General features: G+C 42.1%; 14 protein-coding genes. 9 read left to right on the forward strand and 5 right to left on the reverse strand.

The genetic code is table 11. The features are described 5' to 3' along the window. The first annotated feature begins 279 nt into the window (after positions 1–279). Positions 280–504 carry a hypothetical protein gene (locus FM038_RS08225; protein ID WP_142872792.1) on the forward strand — a complete coding sequence of 75 codons (225 nt, stop codon included), beginning with the start codon at positions 280–282 and terminating at the stop codon, positions 502–504. Between the two features lie 616 nt (positions 505–1,120). On the opposite strand, the gene FM038_RS25375 is transcribed toward FM038_RS08225, so the two are convergent. The 3 genes from FM038_RS25375 to FM038_RS08240 all read right to left on the reverse strand — a co-directional run bounded on the left by FM038_RS25375 (position 1,121) and on the right by FM038_RS08240 (position 9,012). Continuing rightward, on the reverse strand, positions 1,121–1,405 hold the full coding sequence (locus FM038_RS25375) for a hypothetical protein (RefSeq protein ID WP_336512795.1): 285 nt from the start codon (positions 1,403–1,405) through the stop codon (positions 1,121–1,123). Between the two features lie 146 nt (positions 1,406–1,551). Beyond that, entirely contained in the window at positions 1,552–5,883 is a 4,332-nt protein-coding gene (locus tag FM038_RS08235) for an EAL domain-containing protein (RefSeq protein ID WP_223293022.1), read from the reverse strand. 339 nt (positions 5,884–6,222) lie between these two features. Then, the gene (locus FM038_RS08240) at positions 6,223–9,012 is read right to left on the reverse strand and encodes an insulinase family protein (protein ID WP_142872796.1); all 2,790 of its coding nucleotides are present in this window, start codon (positions 9,010–9,012) and stop codon (positions 6,223–6,225) included. 292 nt (positions 9,013–9,304) lie between these two features. On the opposite strand from FM038_RS08240, the gene sixA reads away from it, so the two are divergent. Further along, positions 9,305–9,775 (forward strand): phosphohistidine phosphatase SixA, encoded by a 471-nt coding sequence (gene sixA, locus FM038_RS08245; RefSeq protein ID WP_142872982.1) that lies wholly within the window; start codon positions 9,305–9,307, stop codon positions 9,773–9,775. 167 nt (positions 9,776–9,942) lie between these two features. Here the strand turns inward: sixA and smrB are convergent, their stop codons facing one another. Beyond that, on the reverse strand, positions 9,943–10,473 hold the full coding sequence (gene smrB, locus FM038_RS08250) for an endonuclease SmrB (protein WP_142872797.1): 531 nt from the start codon (positions 10,471–10,473) through the stop codon (positions 9,943–9,945). A 162-nt stretch (positions 10,474–10,635) separates the two neighbouring features. Between smrB and prmB the strand changes: the two genes are divergently transcribed. From prmB to FM038_RS08285, 7 genes are all read left to right on the forward strand, one after another. After that, on the forward strand, positions 10,636–11,580 hold the full coding sequence (gene prmB / locus FM038_RS08255) for a 50S ribosomal protein L3 N(5)-glutamine methyltransferase (RefSeq protein WP_142872798.1): 945 nt from the start codon (positions 10,636–10,638) through the stop codon (positions 11,578–11,580). Between the two features lie 159 nt (positions 11,581–11,739). Continuing rightward, complete coding sequence (gene aroC / locus FM038_RS08260; RefSeq protein WP_142872799.1) at positions 11,740–12,834, forward strand: chorismate synthase; 1,095 nt, start codon at positions 11,740–11,742, stop codon at positions 12,832–12,834. Between the two features lie 171 nt (positions 12,835–13,005). Beyond that, positions 13,006–14,178 (forward strand): MFS transporter, encoded by a 1,173-nt coding sequence (locus FM038_RS08265; RefSeq protein ID WP_142872800.1) that lies wholly within the window; start codon positions 13,006–13,008, stop codon positions 14,176–14,178. A gap of 72 nt (positions 14,179–14,250) precedes the next feature. Continuing rightward, entirely contained in the window at positions 14,251–15,390 is a 1,140-nt protein-coding gene (locus tag FM038_RS08270; protein WP_142872801.1) for an ATP-NAD kinase family protein, read from the forward strand. 80 nt (positions 15,391–15,470) lie between these two features. After that, positions 15,471–15,740 carry a YfcL family protein gene (locus FM038_RS08275; protein ID WP_142872802.1) on the forward strand — a complete coding sequence of 90 codons (270 nt, stop codon included), beginning with the start codon at positions 15,471–15,473 and terminating at the stop codon, positions 15,738–15,740. Then, a complete protein-coding gene (locus tag FM038_RS08280) occupies positions 15,737–16,288 on the forward strand; it encodes an RNA methyltransferase (RefSeq protein ID WP_142872803.1) in 552 nt (183 codons plus the stop codon). The genes FM038_RS08275 and FM038_RS08280 overlap by 4 nt, the downstream gene beginning before the upstream one ends. 87 nt (positions 16,289–16,375) lie before the next feature. Beyond that, entirely contained in the window at positions 16,376–17,074 is a 699-nt protein-coding gene (locus FM038_RS08285; RefSeq protein WP_223293023.1) for a DUF3313 family protein, read from the forward strand. Between the two features lie 147 nt (positions 17,075–17,221). On the opposite strand, the gene mnmC1 is transcribed toward FM038_RS08285, so the two are convergent. After that, a complete protein-coding gene (gene mnmC1, locus FM038_RS08290) occupies positions 17,222–19,255 on the reverse strand; it encodes an FAD-dependent 5-carboxymethylaminomethyl-2-thiouridine(34) oxidoreductase MnmC1 (protein WP_142872804.1) in 2,034 nt (677 codons plus the stop codon). Between the last annotated feature and the right edge of the window lie 2 nt (positions 19,256–19,257).

The following is a 19,257-nucleotide window of genomic DNA, read 5'->3' on the forward strand; positions in this document are numbered from 1 at the left end:
GCTGTTTTAATTGGCTTTTGATTTAACAATGCGGCAACATAATGCCGCATTTTTATTGCCTGCAGGATAATCAATGCCTGATCTTTGTTCACTTCTAAAGGTGTCTTTTGTATAATGCGGTCGATTTTTGTTTCATTTTTATTTTTATCAGCTATCTATGCTGGTGGGATAATGAAAGTGAATAAACAATAACTCATGAGTTATCAAGTGATGTGATCAAGAGACGCAATGTGCATCTGATTTTTTGGTATGAAGTCGTTGATATGAGGTTGTAGGCAAGTGCAAGTATTTGATTCTTTGACCAGTATAGTATGTGTTATCTCTATTCTAATTATTTCTGGCGTGATAATGGGGCATATGGCGTTCACTGCTGGACTGGGTGTTAAGCGCTGGGCTTTTCTCGGCTTCTTGATTGGTCCTGTCGCATACCCTCTACTTAATACTCACAAGCGTTATGCTTGGCGTCGTAGTGTAGGGCAATCAATTTACACAATTAGATTTTAGATTTGGTTTTTAGCACAAATAAATTTCAAAACTGAAAAAGGAGCCATTGGCTCCTTTTCTGTTTATACGATCTCAACACTGGTTCGTCTAAAAAATCACAGTGAAATCGGAAGGGGGACTACTTCCACCAACCTTTCGCTGAAATAACTTCCAAGTGGTTCAGCCCTTCAGGTAACTTAACCTTGATACGCTCTGGCTTGTGAGTAAGGCCTAGTGCTTTCTTAATTGAATCAAACATAATAATTCTCCTTAGACCTTAAGCAATTTCTTGATTGATGAATTTAACGTGAGGGGCACCAGCAAGTTCAATCGGCTTGAATTTAACGTGAGGGGCACCAGCAAGTTCAATCGGCTTGAATTTAACGTGAGGGGCACCAGCAAGTTCAATCGGCTTGAATTTAACGTGAGGGGCACCAGCAAGTTCAATCGGCTTGAATTTAACGTGAGGGGCACCAGCAAGTTCAACCGGCTTGAATTTAACGTGAGGGGCACCAGCAAGTTCAATCGGCTTGAATTTAACGTGAGGGGCACCAGCAAGTTCAATCGGCTTGAATTTAACGTGAGGGGCACCAGCAAGTTCAATTGGCTTGAATTTAACGTGAGGGCACCAGCAAGTTCAATCGGCGAATTTAACGTGAGGGGCACCAGCAAGTTCAATCGGCTTGAATTTAACGTGAGGGGCACCAGCAAGTTCAACCGGCTTGAATTTAACGTGAGGGGCACCAGCAAGTTCAATTGGCTTGAATTTAACGTGAGGGGCACCAGCAAGTTCAATTGGCTTGAATTTAACGTGAGGGGCACCAGAAAGTAGGAGTTGATTAGAGTCTATTGCAGGAATTTCAAAGGCCATTGTTGAAGTTGATAGGGCAAGGGCGATAGTCGTTGCTAGTACTTTAATCATTATATTCTTCTCTCAAGTTTTGATACTTCAAAGGTTGAGGTATCTGGTCAGTAGGTATGTCATATTTGTTGACACTTGAGAGAATAGTTGCAGTTGTTATGCCATCTTTTTCCTTTGTTTAAATAAAAGCAGTTATTTTGTAGACTTTATATTGCTTTATTCTGTTTTTGAACTAAGCCAGGTTGGATAAAATCTTGGCGTAATAGCTCGGTGAACTGAGCTTCTGTTACTGCCTTACTGAATATAAATCCTTGGATTTCCTCGCAATTTAGCGCTTTTAATATGCTTAGCTGAGATGCATCTTCCACACCTTCACCGACAACGGATAGCCCCATGTTATGAGCTATAGTAATTATTGAGTCGACCATTTTAAGATCACGATCTGATTTATCTATGTCGTCAACAAACGCTTTATCAATTTTCAAGGTATGAATTGGGAAGCGCTTCAGATAAGAGAGTGATGAGTAACCTGTACCAAAATCATCTAAAGCCAGGCTGACGCCCATTTTTGCTAGCTGTTGCATCACCTTAATGGCCTTTTCTGGTTCTTTAATGACGGTGCCTTCGGTGATTTCGAGCTCCAAGTTAGCTGCTGGCAGCTGAGTTAGACGTAAAATTGACTCTATACGCTGCTGAAGATCGGGTAAAGCGAACTGGTATGAAGATAAATTGACGGCTACCCGTCCATCGAAAATTCCTTGACTGCGCCATTTTTGTGCCGCGAAGCAGGCTTTCTTCATCACTATGTCACCAATTTCGACGATCAGACCATTCTCTTCGGCTAATGGGATAAATTCACTGGGTGGAATGAGACCCTGTTCAGGGTGATTAAGCCTGACTAAGGCTTCCATTCCCGCCATTTTACCCGTCTTAAGCTCTATCTTAGGTTGATAGTAGACCTCAAACAGATCTTCTTTAATGCCTTGGCGAATAAGATTTTCTACCTCTAACTGTCTGATGGCATTTCGGTTTAGTGATTCTGAATAGAACTGGTAGCGATTGCCGCCTGCGGATTTAGCATGGTACATGGCAATATCGGCTTTGCGCAGCAGGGCTTGTTCATTTTGATCATCTTCAGGGTAAAGCACGATACCAATACTCATGCCTACGACTACTTTATCTGACGTTAATTCGAATGAGCTAGTAAAGGCTTCAATGACATTATTGGCAATCACTGCGCTAGAGCCTATATCTGGGTTGTTATCGACTAGAATGGCAAATTCATCACCGCCGAGGCGGTAGATACTGGTGTGATATGGGACTGCAGTTTCAATCCGTTTGGCGACTTTTATCAGTAATTCATCACCAACCTGATGGCCCAGTGAGTCATTAATTTTCTTGAAATTATCAAGATCTAATACCATTAATGTATGATGCGAGTCGCGCTTAACTAAGTTACCAAGAGTCACCATTAAGCTAGAGCGGTTGGGGAGATTAGTAAGCAGGTCGTTGTTGGTGAGCTTTCTGAGCTCTTCCTCTTGCTGCTTTCGACGTGAGATATCGGAGAAGACCCCGACATAGTGTGACAACTGACCTAGCTCATCATAAATCGCATCGACAGTTAGCTCCATTAAGAAACTAGACCCATCTCCTTTGGCTGATTCCACATCGTTACTCCAACGTCCTTGTTGGTTTAAAATTGAACGGATCTGCTCTGAATAACTATCTGGATAGAGATCGAAATTGAATTGTACACCGATGAATTTCTCTCGCGGATTTAAACACAGCTCACAACATGCTTCATTAACCTCCACAAAATGGAATTGGCTATCTAGAATGAACATGCCTTCGGATATATTAGCAATTGCCCGTTCGAATAATCTTAACTGCTCTTCGGCATGTTTAAAGTTATTGATGTTTTTAATGGTGCCAGTCATTCGAAGCGGATTATCTTTTTCATCCCGTTCGACAATTTTTGCTCTGTCTAGAATCCACACCCACTCGTCTGACTTGCCTTTTACTCGGTAGGCGGCTTCAAAGTGATCGGATCTTCCATAAAAGTGATTATTGAGAGCTGTACTGACACGCTCTTGATCCATAGGGTGGATATTACTCTCTTCTCCGCTTTCTCCCGATCTCTGGCCATCTCTTGGGAATTCTAGCGAGCCCCATATGTTCGAACGGTATATCTGGCCCGTTTCAATATCCCAATCCCACATCTCATCACCACTGCCCCAAAGTGATAATTTTAGGCGCTCTTCAGATTTAGCTATCTGGTTTTGAACTTCACGACGTCTGAGTACGGCTTTTACAATGACCGCAGAAATCATGAGGGCCAGCATAAAATAGATAAACTTGGCTTGCTTAGAGAGCCACCAAGGAGGTGTTATTATAACTTTCAGCTGTTTAATATCACCTTTTTTATTCAAAAAACTATCTACTGCATAGATATTAAAAGTGTAATCACCAGGTGAAAGGTTGGTATAAGTTGCTGAGTTTACACCTTTAGACTCAATCCAAGTATCGGATAGTCCTTCCATTTGGTATAGAAAATTTATTTCACCTAAATTATTGCTTGGGGACCAAAAGTTGAATGTGAAGGGGTAGTCTGAATATTTTAAGGTTATCTCATCAGATATTGAAATTGGTTTATCCAAAATACCGTGATTAGGTGTTTTAACGATGTTAAAAACAAGAAGCTCTTCAATTTTTACTTTAGGAAGTGTTACTTTTGAAATGTATGAATTAACATTCTGAGGGTTTAGTAGGCTTATACCATTTATTCCTCCCAATATAAATTCACCTTTCCAGTAAAGCGTTGATTGAGTATTATACTCTTCTTGGCTACCAGTCGTGCCATCTAATACATAGAGTGTTTCATTATCTATGTATATTACCTCTGCCATAGAAGTTGCAACTGTTTGGTTTTCTTCTGAAGATATAGAGTATATGGCGCGGTTGTTACTATACTTGATCGAATGTGTCTTTGATTCCTTGTTATAGACCATCAGTGATTTAGTCGTTCCAAAAAAAACAGATTTTGATGTGTTTTTAACACTGAATACAATATCATCAGTGTATATAGGTGTTGATTCATCTTGAGTTACTTCGAAAAGCCCACCTTGGCTAGATACAAAAATAGATTCACTAAATGAAGATATATCAAAAATAGGATTCCCATAGTCTATTGACAGTTCATTATTAACCATCTTTGTCAATGGGTCTATTGATAATAAAAGTCCATCAGTTGTTCCGGCAAGTATAGTGCCAGCGTGTTCATTGACTTTTAATACTGAGACGGGCAGGCTTGATATTGTTGTCCTTTTTTTTGTAACCAAGTGTATAGAGTACAATCCACTAGTACTACCGACATATAAGTTGTTTTTATAAGTTATTGCAGTTTTCGCACCAGTAATCTTGCTGTTGAATTGTTTTTCATTATTGTGAATGTCAAAGACAGAAATCATATTTGAATCAGCAACTATAGTTAACCTTATATCTTCCTCTTTGTTTATTGACCATATGTTACTAGTGTTCTTTGAGCTTCTCTTGATTATATTTGACTTTTCTCTTATTTGAATGAATCCCATGTTCTGAGTGGCCAAATAAAAACTACTTCTTTCAGGGAAAACTAAAGTTTTATCTAAAGAATAATTTAAGTTGTTTATTATCGCTGAAGGAATGTGACTAAAATCATGTTTTAATGTGTAAATTTTATTTCCTATCATTCCAACAAGCTTGTTTTTTAATATGAATATGGTGTCAAACTTCGTGCTACTAACTAATGTAATCTTATTGTTCTGAATGGTGGATAAACCAAGTGGTCCGTTAATAATAACTATCCCATTATATGGTATTATATTCTTTGAGTTTTTAGATATAACTTCATCATTAGTACTTTCGATTATGTCTCCATTATAGTTCCTAACTAAATAACTATTTCCATAATCTATTATTGTTTTTACTCCATCAAACGAATCATTCATAAAGGTTGATTTAAATAAAAGATTGTTTTTATTTAGCTTTATTACTGTATTGTTTGTTCCGACTAATATATCTTCTTTAGATATGTTTAGAGACCATATTGGAAGGCTACTTGTTTCTAAAGCTTTTACCAATGGAACAAATTTTTCAATTTTTTTATCTAATATAACCAAACCTTTATCTGTACCTACCAAAAGGTTTCCATTTGAATCAATCAATAAACTGCGAATAAAAGAGCTCGGAAGACCTGATAGGCTATCATCGGCAAAATAATGCTTAAACTCTTTCCCATCGAATCTGTTGAGTCCATTCAGGGTTCCAATCCATACATAGCCATCTTGATCTTCAACTAAGGATGTCACTGTGCTTTGTGATAACCCTTCCGGGACACTGTAAGTTTCGGCATTTAGCAGTATGGAAGCTTGCTGCCCAACAGCTTCTTCAGCTATTGCTTGGGGGAGATGATCAATAGTAATCGCTTGGGCTGTTTCTTCAGCAGCTTGCACTTGACCGAAAAGACAGAGGGTCAATAGGAGAGTGGTGATTGTTTTCATAATAGCGTTTGGCATCATTTTTAGTTTGATTATTAGCCAGTAATGCTTAGGCAACAGTTAGTTAACCTCACCTTTTCAGAAAGTGATGACTTTGTCAAAATTTGCAGTACATTTCTTTAGTGATAATCATTGTCATCCGATTTGTTTTGTGGCTTTTTATTCTGAATGCTGCTGAGTAGTAGTTCTTAAAACTGTCTTTGAGCCATTGTGTAGATATGTGAGCTAGGCTTGTTGGTTAGGAAGGTATATCCTCCATTATGCTAAATTTATATTGTAGCTCGATGCCAACAGAGTTATCTGGCATCAGGGCTTCAACCGAAGCCCTGAGGGGGAAGAGAGCTAATAGCTGAATTTTTTCGCTTGCTGCTTGAAGCTACGAAGATCTGTGATTAAATTGTCCGAAGTTAAACGCTCTTGCTGTCTATGGTTGTCACCTGTGGTGAATAGCACTAAACGGTCGCAAAGTTTATTGCGCATTCTTTGCATCATAAACTTGATCACATCAGATCGAGTTAACTTTTCTACTTCAGCCACAACTAGCTCTCTGTGATTAAAGTCATAATCTTTATTGCCTATACTCGACCAATAACGTTGTCCCCGCGTCTTTAAATTAGCATCGTGCTCCATGATTTGGTTAATGAGCCCTAGTTTAGTGCTTTCCCATTGCTGATTTGTTATCTGCATCACCGCGTAGTTAAAGTCGGCAATGAATTCATCGATTGCTTCTAGAAGCTGTAACGGAGAAGATGTTGGAGATTGGATGTAAAAGATTATCCCTGGGTATCTATTCAACGGCAGGTAGCCTGTGCCAACCATATAGCCTAGTTGTCTCTTGGTTCTGAGTTCGTGGAAGAATGTAGAAGACATTGTGTGGTTAAGTAAACTAAATAATGCCATCGTTTCGGGTGTGGAATGGGTTGATTGGTAGTAGACAATGATACTGCTGTCTTGATGTGATGTTGTAATTTCTCTGAGTAATGTCCCTTTTCCTTGCAAATTAACCAGTTCACGACCAGATTCTTCACTCGGCGAAGAAACTAAGGATAGAATATGGTCAAGTCGACCCCCTAAATTTTGTGCCTCTTCGACTAACCAGTCACCATAAACTAAGCCTTCAAGGTGGATCTTCTCGTAAAATTTACTCACATGCTCGTGAAGATCTTCCAGGGTTATCTCTTCTAGTTCTTCTGCCATTCTAGAGGGTTCATAACTACGTTTCTGTAGTGTAACCGTCAAGCTGGTGAAAATTTGTGATATTGGCTTAGCACGAGTTTGGTTATACCAGCTTCTTAAGATTTGCCGCTTAATAGAGTCAAAGCACTTTTGCGTAAAGTTTCGCTCGCGGGCTTTATCGATCAAGAGTGAAAGCAAGGCTTCCTGTTTGCCTGTAAAGCCAGTTAGATGAAGAGTGATGCCTCCCTGATGAGGATAAATATTATAACTTAGACCAGCAACTTCAGCTTGATAAGTATATTCAACCAGATAATCGAGCAACATCTCAACATAGAGCCTTGTCAGTGCGGCATTTCTTGGAGAAGAAGCGGCTCGCTCTGAATCTAATGATAAGTACATGTGTCCCTTAGGGACATTAAACTCGTCATCTTTACGATGCCAAATCCGGTATCCCTCTTCTTGAGAAACAATCACGGGTGTTTTATTTTGGCTCTTTTCTGCTCGAGGAATAGAATCAGAGATAATAAATGGGTTAGCGCTAGGGAGTTTGAGTTCAGGGCGAATATTGATGTGTGCCCAAGTGGCTAACCTTTCAGCTGCAATCGGTGTGATCTGATATGGAGTGTGGTACCAGTTAGCTTGTTTTTGGGTATCTAGCTCAGGAGCAATAATCTGAACTCGCATGTTTAATGGCGTCATTTTTTGCAATAAACTGAGGGTTTCTGCTACATCCAAACCATCCATTTTATAGTCACCATAAACCAAGTCTTCGACATCGTAGTGGTGCATGTTGATACTGAGATGGCTAGCTAAATCCAATGTTTTTATTTGTTCTTGATACTTAAAAGCCAAGTTAAGTAGGTTTGCTCTTTCTAGATATCGCCAATCTTCTAGCCCTTGCATTTTTATAAGCTCTATATATTCAAAAGTACACTGTATAACGCTATCTAGGTTAGTGAGTCCTTTCTCCGTTAACTGAATACTGACGTTGTAATCTTTAAAGTTGTATCCGTTCACCCCTCCGCCAGCGGATAAGTTAATGGCATAACCTTGCTCTTTTAGATAGGAAAGCAAGCTGCCATAGCCTTCATAACCGAGTAAATGGCTGATGAAGGTGAGTGGCTTATGTTTATACAAGGGATCTATTGCAGGCAAGTTAAACGTGATAGCCACTCGCTTTTGTTCTTTAAGCGGTATGATATGCAGTTGCGATTTTAGCTGTTCCTGTTCATAAATCGGTACATTAGGGTAGTGTTTAGTCAGCTGACGGTTGATGATTTTACTGAAATAATGCTCAGCCAATTTCTCTAGTTTTGTTAGCGACACGGGAGCAACTAGACATAATGTCATGATATTTGAGCTGTAATGAGTTTGATAAAAATCGAGTAACTCTTCCCTTAGTACAGACTCATCACCTGCTAAGGTTTTTAGATTTCCGACAGAAAACTTTGAGAAAGGATGCTTTGGGTTCACCGTTTCTTTTTGAACTTGATAAGTACGACGAATATCATCTTTGAGCTTTAAGCTAAATTCAGATTCAATAGCATGACGCTCACGATCGACAAGCTCTTCGTTAAATAAGGGGGCAAGAAAAAATTGACTGAATCTATCTAGTGATTCTTCATATACATCGGCATTGATACTGAAAAAGAAATTAGTATGTTCGGTTCCCGTCCAAGCATTATTGTTACCGCCATGCTGATTGATAAAAGCGTGGTACTCACCAGAATCAGGAAATTTCTCTGTGCCAAGGAACAGCATATGTTCAAGAAAATGTGCCATACCTGGTCTTGTTGCAGGATCATCAAAATGGCCCACATTAACTGCCATTGATGCAGCAGCTTGGCTAGCTTGATTATCTTCAACCAAAAGTACCGATAATCCGTTGTCGAGTGTTAAATACTGATAGCGACGGTGATCATTTGGGCTTTTGATGATTTGCAATGATTCAGGCAATGAAGTGACTCCGTCCGGTGGCAATGAATGCGCATTAGATGCTAACGATGACTAGGAATAAAGACCTAGTGTTTTAAACTAAAATACAGCGGTAAGTATTACATATTGGTCTGCTTATCTCTGTTTAGCAAGTCTCTATTAGGCTTGAATTTTATTCTAGGAAGATCTTGAGACTAAAAGTGATGCGGGTATAAAGTCTATTCGACTAAATAATGACTTAATTGGGGTTTGTGCCAATGGGTTTTGAGGCTACAATTGGCATATAACGAGAATAATGAGTAGCGAGAGTGGTATGCAGCTATTTTTAATGCGTCATGGTGAAGCCGGCTATCAGGCTCATTCGGATAGAGAGCGGACGTTAACAGATACGGGTCGTTACCACACTTCGGTGATGAGTAACTGGCTTGGCAAATCTGTGGTTGAATTTGATTTGGTTTTAGTTAGCCCTTATTTAAGAGCACAACAAAGCTGGCAGGAAGTGAGTAAACATTTTCCTGAACCTAGAAAATGGTTAACTCTTGATGAACTGGTTCCTTCTGGAGATCCGTCAACTGCAGCTGCTCTTACTGTGGCATACGCCGAGCAATTTAAAGCAGATAAAGTGTTAGTGATTGCCCACATGCCTTTGCTGGGTTACATGGTCAGTGAGCTTGTCGCAGGGATTGAACCACCTCTGTTTGCGACATCGGGTGTAACACTTATTGATAAACATTGTGAGCCAGCGAGTTTAATTTGGCAGCATGCTCCTCACTCGATTAGTTAACTATCAGATTCATTTAGTAAGAAAACAGTGGTTCTATTGACTGTTTTCTTTCTTTGAACTTATATTGCCTCGCACCTCGCACCTCGCACCTCGCACCTCGCACCTCGCACCTCGCACCTCGCACCTCGCACCTCGCACCTCGCACCTCGCACCTCGCACTGTTACCTTTACCTTCTATACGGAACATCACCAATATCAATGAGTACCAATAAAGCGGCATCGCCGCCCCATTCTTTAGGCGCTTTGTGAAAAGCCATTACATGCGGATGTTGAGCCAACCACATTGGAATGTTTTGTTTCAGTATGCCAGTTCCATGGCCGTGCATGACACAGCAGCAGTGGGATTGTTGCTTGATACAGGCTTGAATCAAAGCGGCTAATTCAAGTTTGGCCTCACTTTGTCGCATGCCGTGCAGATCGAGTAATAGGTCGGGCTGGTAGTCTCCACGACGCAAACGTTTGAGCTCAAAGCTATCAATATCATCACGTGACCAACGCATAGCCCCTTCGCTAGGAAGGTGTGGCTGATAAGTATCTGAAAAATAACTGTCAGCATGCAGTTGCTGGGTTTTTTCCTCGATCACCTTCTTATCTTTTTGTTCGGCTTTAAAAAAGCGCTTATTTTGTTTAAGCGGTTTAATGCCCTTTGTTAAAGATGAAAATAATTCTTGATCGTCGGAGTTCTGTTTATTCTTCATTTGTCCTACTTACTAACTTTAGAGCCGAAACGATACAGCAATTGCGGCCTAAAGTGGCAAAATCACTAAATCATGGAAATACAGAGTCTATTTTATTGAATCCGATGCCATATGAATAGACTTCAGTTACAATGAAGCGGAATAATCATGCTGGAGTGAGTTTTGGATAAGATTTTTGTAGATGAGGCGGTAACTGAACTGCGTACCATAGGTGATATGTTACGTTGGGGCGTGAGCCGTTTTAATGATGCCGATATCTATTATGGCCATGGAACCGATAATGCGTGGGATGAAGTCATTGCACTCGTCTTTCATGCTCTGCACCTCCCAGAAGAGATTGGTCAGCAAGTCATAAATTCCAACCTTACGAGTAGTGAAAAACACAAAATCGTTGAGTTAATTATCCGCCGTGTCAGAGAGCGCCTTCCTGTTCCATATTTGACTAATAAGGCCTTTTTTGCCGGACTCGAGTTCTTTGTCGATGAACGTGTGCTTGTTCCTCGCTCACCGATTGCAGAAATGATTGCAAATCGATTCAGCCCTTGGCTTTATAACAAGCCAGTTAACCGTATTCTTGATCTTTGCACTGGCAGTGCCTGTATCGCTATCGCTTGTGCTTATGAGTTCGAAGAAGCGGAAGTCGATGCGTTAGACATTAGCTCTGATGCATTAGATGTAGCCCAAATCAACATCGAGAATTTAGGGGTGATGAGTCGGGTCTTTCCTATTGAATCAGATATATTCTCTGCCATACCCAAAGGGCCACATTACGATTTAATCGTGTCAAATCCGCCGTATGTGGATGCTGAAGATATCGATGATATGCCTGATGAATATCAGCATGAGCCAGCAATTGGTTTGGCATCGGGTCGTGATGGTCTAGATCTCACCAAACGTATTTTAGCCAATGCTGCCGATTACCTGACTGAAGATGGTTTGCTTGTCGTTGAGGTAGGTAACTCTATGGTGCAGCTGACTGAGCAGTTCCCTGATGTACCATTTACTTGGGTTTCATTTGAAAATGGCGGCGACGGCGTATTTGTATTGACCCGTGATCAGCTGGTTGAAAACGAAACACTGTTTGTCATCTTTAAAGACAGTGAGTAATCGCTAGCGTTTGATCTTTCAATTACACACTGCTGATAAAAAAGGCTAACGAATAAGTTAGCCTTTTTTATGTCTGTCACTTGTCGTTCATTTGAGCTAATCTCAGCTTGTGTGCAAATTAAGAGTATTTTTAACACTAGTCAGAGGTTAATAGAACGGATGTCGGGAAATAGTATTGGACAAAATTTTGTCGTGACAACATTTGGCGAAAGCCATGGTGTCGCTTTAGGTTGTATTATCGATGGGGTCCCACCAGGACTTGAGCTTAATGAAGCCGATATGCAACAAGATCTAGACCGACGTCGTCCTGGGACTTCTCGTTATACCACCGCAAGGCGTGAGGCTGATGAAGTACGTATCTTATCGGGCGTGTTCGAAGGTAAAACGACTGGGACTTCGATCGGCTTAATGATTGAAAACACCGATCAACGTAGTAAAGATTACTCCAATATTAAGGACTTGTTCCGCCCGGGGCATGCCGATTATACCTATCAGCAAAAATACGGCTTGCGTGATTATCGCGGCGGTGGACGTTCATCGGCTCGCGAAACAGCCATGCGAGTGGCTGCTGGAGCAGTGGCTAAAAAATACCTGAAGCAAGTTCATGGTATCGAAATCAATGGTTACCTGTCTCAACTTGGCCCTATTAAAGCTGAGACAATCGACTTTGAACAGATTGAGCAAAACGCGTTCTTCTTCCCCGATGCTGATAAAATTGATGCACTCGATCAGTATATGCGTGACTTGATAAAGAGCGGTGACTCTATCGGCGCTAAAGTATCAGTGGTTGCAACGGGCGTTCCTGTTGGATTCGGTGAACCAGTATTTGACCGACTCGATGCCGAGATTGCCCATGCATTAATGGGGATCAATGCGGTTAAAGGTGTAGAGATTGGTGATGGTTTTGAAGTGGTTAATCAAAAAGGGTCTGAGCATAGAGACTTAATGTCTCCACAAGGCTTTGCTTCTAACCACGCCGGTGGCATTCTAGGTGGCATCTCTTCAGGTCAGCCTATCGTGGCCCATATCGCGATGAAGCCGACTTCAAGTATCAGCATTCCTGGTGAGAGCATGAATGCTCAAGGTGAGACGGCTGAAGTTGTCACTAAAGGCCGCCACGACCCTTGTGTGGGTATTCGTGCAGTACCTATCGCAGAAGCGATGCTTGCAATTGTATTGATGGATCATCTGCTTAGACACAGAGCACAAAATATGGATGTGCACAGCAGCACACCTCATATTGGTATGCGTTAACGATTTAGGTTTATTTATCGATTAGAATAAGAGGCGCTTTGCGCCTTTTTTGTTATTTATCATCATTCTTCCTACCATGAAAAAACTTTGCTTAAAATGGTCAAACTTCACTTACGGTTTAACTGACTTAAGCGTAAAATAGCGCCGTCTTTCCTATCTCGATTTGGTGTAATGAAACAAACTTCTGATGTCAGTATGCAGCTGCGCTGGATAAGTGCCTGTTATTTTTTCTTTTTTGCTATCTTAGGCGTGATGGTGCCATACCTTGGGGTATTTTTTGAAAATCGTGGTTTTAATCCTCAAGAGATAGGATTTCTGTTGGCTATTTTGATGGCAACACGGATCATAGCACCGAATATTTGGGCCATGGTAGCAGACCGTACAGGGATGCGATCTCAACTCATAAAATGGGGAGCTGCAGCTGCTGCAGTAAGCTATCTGACGTTTTTTTATGATGGCAGCTTTACCTATCTTGCACTTAGCCTATGTATCTATACCTTCTTCTGGAATGCAATTCTGGCCCAGCTAGAAGTGATAACGCTAGAAACGCTAGGGGAGAATACTTCCCGCTATGGTGCCATTCGCAGCTTTGGTAGCCTTGGGTATCTGGTGTTTGTAGTGGGTGTGGGCTTTGCCATTAGTATTTGGGGAACAGAAATACTGCCGTATGTTGGCATGTCGTTGTTCATTGGTCTGTTGTTAAGTGCCTTACCGCTACCGTCAGATCGTGTAGTGGTGAAGTCAAAAGCAGATAAACCCAAGTTAGTGTTAGATAAAGGGATTGTTTGGTTTTTAATTTCCGCAGTGCTGTTGCAGATGAGCGCTGGTCCCTTTTATGGATTCTTTGTCCTCTATCTGAAACAGGCTGGATATACTGAGGCGGTTGCCGGTATTTACGTCGCCGTAGGTGTACTCGCAGAAATTTTGATGTTTATGATAGCACCTCGTTTACTGGGCCGTTTTGGCGTTAAGCGACTGTTGGTAGCAAGCCTGGGCTTTACCGGGATCCGTTGGTTATTGATGGCTTATTGTGTCGATAGCTTTATTTGGCTCGGTGTCAGTCAATTACTGCACGCGTTTACCTTTGGCTTAGTGCATGCTGCATCGATTCAATTTGTTCACAGTCGCTTCGATATCTCTCACCGCAGCAAAGGTCAAGCCTTGTATGCCAGCTTAAGTTTTGGCGTCGGTGGTGCATTAGGCACTTGGATGTGTGGCATGATCTGGGGAGACGGCTCAGGGGCTTATTTAGCTTGGGTGGCTGCTGCTGTTTGTGCTTTCCTGTCTATGATAGCAATTTACTTTATTCCTAAACAGGTTAACAGCGCTCAAGAAGTCGCTTAAAATATGTCAGATACGAAAGTGTGTTTGGCGTACAGCATAAGCGGTATCAACCAGTAGAGATAAGGACAGTAAATGGCAGTTAAATTTCGTCTTGGTTTAATCATCAACCCCTTCGCCGGACTAGGAGGTAGTGTCGCGCTAAAAGGGAGTGATGGTGTCGCTGAGGAGGCATTGGCCCGCGGCGCTAAGCCTAAGGCTCATTTACGTATGCAGCAAGCCCTTGAGGTTATTCTTCCTTATCAGCAACAGATTGAAGTGATCACCGCTTCTGGTGATATGGGCGAGAGTCTCGCTAAGGAGATGGGCTTTGATGTTCGGGTGGTGCACAGTGTCGATGGTAAGAGTGATGCGAGCGATACTCAGGCTGTCGTCAAACATTTATTAGAGGAAGAACTCGATCTGCTGCTTTTTGCTGGTGGAGATGGTACTGCCAGAGATGTGTATAGTGTGGCCGATGACAATATGCCAGTGTTAGGGGTGCCAGCGGGAGTGAAAATCCACTCTGGTGTGTATGGCATCACTCCTCATGCATCAGGCATGGTGGTAAAAATGCTGCTCGATGGCGAATTAGTCTGCTTGATGAGCGCCGATGTGATGGATATTGATGAGGTGGCCTTCAGAGAAGGTACTGTCAGAGCGAAACGTTATGGTGACATGTTAGTGCCAGCCGAGCCTAGATTTATCCAGGCGGTTAAGATGGGTGGCATTGAAAGTGATGAATTAGTGCTGGTCGACATCGCCGCCGAAGTGATCGAGAACATGAATGAAGAGTGCTATATCATGGGTTCGGGCAGTACCGTTGCAGCAGTCATGGCTGAAATGGGACTCGAAAATACCTTGCTGGGTGTTGACTTAGTTCAAGACCAACAAGTCATTGGGACGGACCTGAGTGCAGAGCAATTACTGCAACTGACTCAAGAATCTTTTACTCAAGATCAGCCTATTAAATTAGTTATCACCCTTATCGGTGGGCAGGGGCATATCCTAGGCCGGGGTAATCAACAATTGTCCAGTGAATTGATAAAACGTGTCGGTAAAGACAATATAATCATTATAGCCACTAAAACTAAGCTAAAAGCACTTGAAGGACGCCCCTTAATTGTGGATAGTGGCGACCCACAATTAGACAGAGATCTGTGTGGCTATTATCAAGTCATCACAGGTTACCATGACTATGTCATGTATCAGGTCGCTAATCCCGATTTGAATTAACACATTTAAACAACTATAACCCTGAGCCATAGTCTACTGCCGGTCAGTAGTATGTATTGAGATAAGAGAGTGGAGTTCCCATGTTAGAGCAGTATGAAACAGCATTGTATGAGTGGATTGATGATATCGTTGCGAAAGGTGATGAAGATGCGCTTTTTTCGAGTGGATACCTTCAGGGACATTTTGCTGTTGCGCTCTCTCAACTAGAGAGTGAGTCTGAGCAAAATGTTGCAGCGCTTAATATTAAGATGGATGATTGCCTCGTTCTGGCTAAGCAAGAATTAGGGGATGTTGATTATGCATTAGTTGAGTCTGCATGGCAGCAGCTTAGTGGAAGACTCAGCGCGTGAGCGATACGCCTGCAAGCACAGCAAAGACAAGCTTGGTTATCATAGGGCTAGTTAACCCGAAAAGCCCGACCAATGTCGGCGGGGTGATGAGAGCCGCTGGCTGTTATCAGGCAGACGAAATTTTGTATACCGGAAAACGCTATGCACTCGCCGCTAAACATAGGGGCGCGCAGTACAATACCGATACAAAAAACTCAAAATTACATATTCCACTATCGGCCACCGATGACCTGTTATCGGCTCGGGCTGAGGGGGTAAAGCTTATCTGTGTTGATTTAGTTGAAGGAGCGACTCCTTTACCTGAATTTGTTCATCCTGATAAAGCTATTTATGTGTTTGGTCCTGAAGATGGCACTATCGAACAGTCGCTCATTGATGAAGCTGATGCAGTGGTTTATGTGCCGACCATTGGCTGTATGAACTTAGCCTCGTCAGTCAATGTCTTACTGTATGATCGTTTAGCCAAAAACAATATGCAGATCGCGGATGATGCACTCATCAGGAAAAGTCGAGACACTAATAATCGAGTCAGAGTAAAAGCAGAGTAAAATTGTCTAAAGTAGCCATAATCCTGATATACAATCCATTAACATTGAGTTAGTTTGTTTAGACCAAACATTAGCAATGGATTGTTTATGAAACGTTTAACTGGTTATATGGCTCTTCTATTATTGAATATGACAGCTTGCAGTTCTCAGCCACTGTCTCTGAGTACAAATAGTGCAGATATCAGAGATGATGGCTTGGTCAAGGTTGACAACTCACAGCTCGATATGTCTTTCATCAGGCCCAATGTCAATTGGTCTCAATACACAAAACTCTATTTTGAACCCGTCAAAGTAACCAATGATCACGCCTCAGATTATAAGCCTCCTAGAATTGATCGACATAGCGATGGTGTGAATGCTAGCTATGACTTGCGAGAGCAAGATCTGCAAAAAATGGCTGATGAGTTTCATTTGATGACTGAGAAAGTCTTTAATAAAGAGCAACCTTTTATCTTGGTAAGCGAAGCTGAAGAGGGGACTTTGGTTGTTGAGGTCGCCGTCACTGATATCAGAATGACAGCACCCCGTGAAGATAGTCGAAGGAGCTACAGCTCAATGGGGAAAACATTTAGCCAAAACTCAGGTTCTATGGTGCTACTGGCGAAGATTAAAGACGGTAAAACTGGCCAAGTATTAGCTAAGGCCGCCGATAGAGGCCAAGGATTTGATCAATGGAGACAGAATACTTCGGTGTTTAATTGGGGAGATGTCAGAACGGTATATCGAAGCTGGGCTAACTCACTTAAAAATGCACTTATTCAAGCTGGCGCAGAAACACAGAAATAATACCAATCAGTATAACTCAATGGCTTAACCTTTTAGTGAGAGCATGGCTCTGTAAACGATGTCTTAAGCCTAAGCCGCTGAGAATAAATGCGATAGAGATAATAACCCCCAGTGCCAGTGATGGCGCTGGGGGTTTTCTTTAATAGGCTAAAGTGCTTTGCCTTTTATTAGTTTACGCATCAACATCCGATTCGGGTTAAGCATGGCTAGGGTGGTCATATCCAGTGGCAGCACTTCTCCACAAAGTTGAGCGGCAAGGGCTTCAGCGGCAAGAGGCCCTGAGGTTATCCCTCTGGAGCCTAGGCCCCCCAAAATAAATAAACCTTCATGGACGGGAGCCGGGTTACCCTTCCAAAACGTTATACTTTCCTTAGTGTGCTGATGTTGTTGGTATTGCTCAAGTATCACATCGAGATCTGGCGCGCAGCCCATCATAGGTGCATGATCGCGGGTGACCATACGTACGCCGACTCTGGCACTGTGGCCACTGATGTCGATATCATCGACCCAAGACTTGCCTTCATAGCTGTGCTGCATCTTTTTAAGATTATCCAGCTGCTCGTTAGGGCAATAATCTAAATGTTTAGGGTCTTTGACATAACTGGCACCGGTACAATGAAGCTGATTATTGCTTGGTGTCAGATAACCATGTGAGCAAAGCACCGTGTTGAGCTTTGCGAGCTCATTACGAGCTGGAATATGGCTGACTTGGCCTCTGAACCCAGTTGCGGGTAGCAGTTTAGTTTGTTCAAACTGCGTCAACCCATGGCCATTGGCCAATACTAAGGTAGCAAAAGGACCATGCTCTATTTCATTTCCTCCCTCTTCAGATGGAGACTGGTAAAGATACCAAGCGTTTTCTCTTTGTTCAATTCGAACAATATTACAATTAAATAGCGCACTAACATCGGAGATTTGTGCCGCTTTATCGAAGGCGGCCTGAGTAAATTCTGGCGGACTGATCCAGCCACCTAAAGGGTAAAATACACCATCTTTGTCTATTTCTATGCCTGCCAGCTGGGACGCTTGATTTGCATTGACACTATGGGCAATGTCTTTTGGCCAAGCTTGAGCCGAGATTATTCTATCGAGCCTGCCACGGCTGCGTTCATCGTGACCTGTATGCAGCACACCGCACAACTGGTTAGCTATGTTATAGCCTTCATCAACCAGAGCGATTAATCGTCTACGACTAAACAGTAGCCCCTGCTGATAATACTGGCTAAGTGTGCCATTGTCTGGGGTGAGTAGAGGATAAATAGCGCCTTGCTTATTGCCAGAAGCTTGTTGAGAAAAGCCATTGTCTTGACAAAAAAGTCGCACCGTTTTGTGTCGCTCAGCCAGAGACAGTGCTAGATGAGTACTGGCTATTCCGCCACCTATAACGGCAATTTCACCACCTTTTGCCGGGAATTGAGGATAATGTAGAAATGTATCGGCTTGGGCTTGCCTTAAGGCTCGGCGCTCTTGTTCTGCTATCTCATTACCCACTTCATCTGAAGAGGAGAGGGTAGAGCAATGAGGTTCTGACAATGTAAAGCCTGTGAGTTGGGCCAGCCTAATCTGCTTGGCATTCATGTTTGAGCTAAATAGGGGGGCTAATCGACTGCTAAACTTGGCCATTTGCCATAAGAGTGACTCATCGAGTGAGTCTGATAAGTGTAGCCAGGCATCGATGAAAGCATCTTTCAACTTAGGTGCTAACGTATGGCTTAAATTTGTCTGTATATCACCAACATACAGATCGATGACACACTGGCCTCGATTTAAAATCAGTCTTTGGCAGCCTGGAATGCTAATAAGCTCAGTAGCGGAAAGTTGCTTGAGTGCTGCCAGCCTTTCTAAATCAGATTCTAAATTGGAACCCGTAGATTTGTCACATAAGTTGTTTAGTCTAGCCTTGAGGTCGAGATTAGTTTGTTCAATGACTGAAAAATCAGCTTCAAAAACTTTCACATAAAGTCGGGTATCTAGCATGGAGTTTTGTTGCAAAAGGATGATAGAAATCAACTTTTCAACATCAGCTAGTCCAATCATACCTATGGAGAAGTTTTTTTTCGTAGGATGATTTTTGACGATCTGCGCTATAAAAGAGTCAAAATGACTAGTTTTACGACTATTTACTGTTTTTTGTTCACGTTCTTCAGTCAATGAATTTACTCTGTGTCTTACTTTAGGCATTA

It is taken from the genome of Shewanella eurypsychrophilus (assembly GCF_007004545.3).
In the GTDB taxonomy this organism is placed as follows: domain Bacteria; phylum Pseudomonadota; class Gammaproteobacteria; order Enterobacterales; family Shewanellaceae; genus Shewanella; species Shewanella eurypsychrophilus.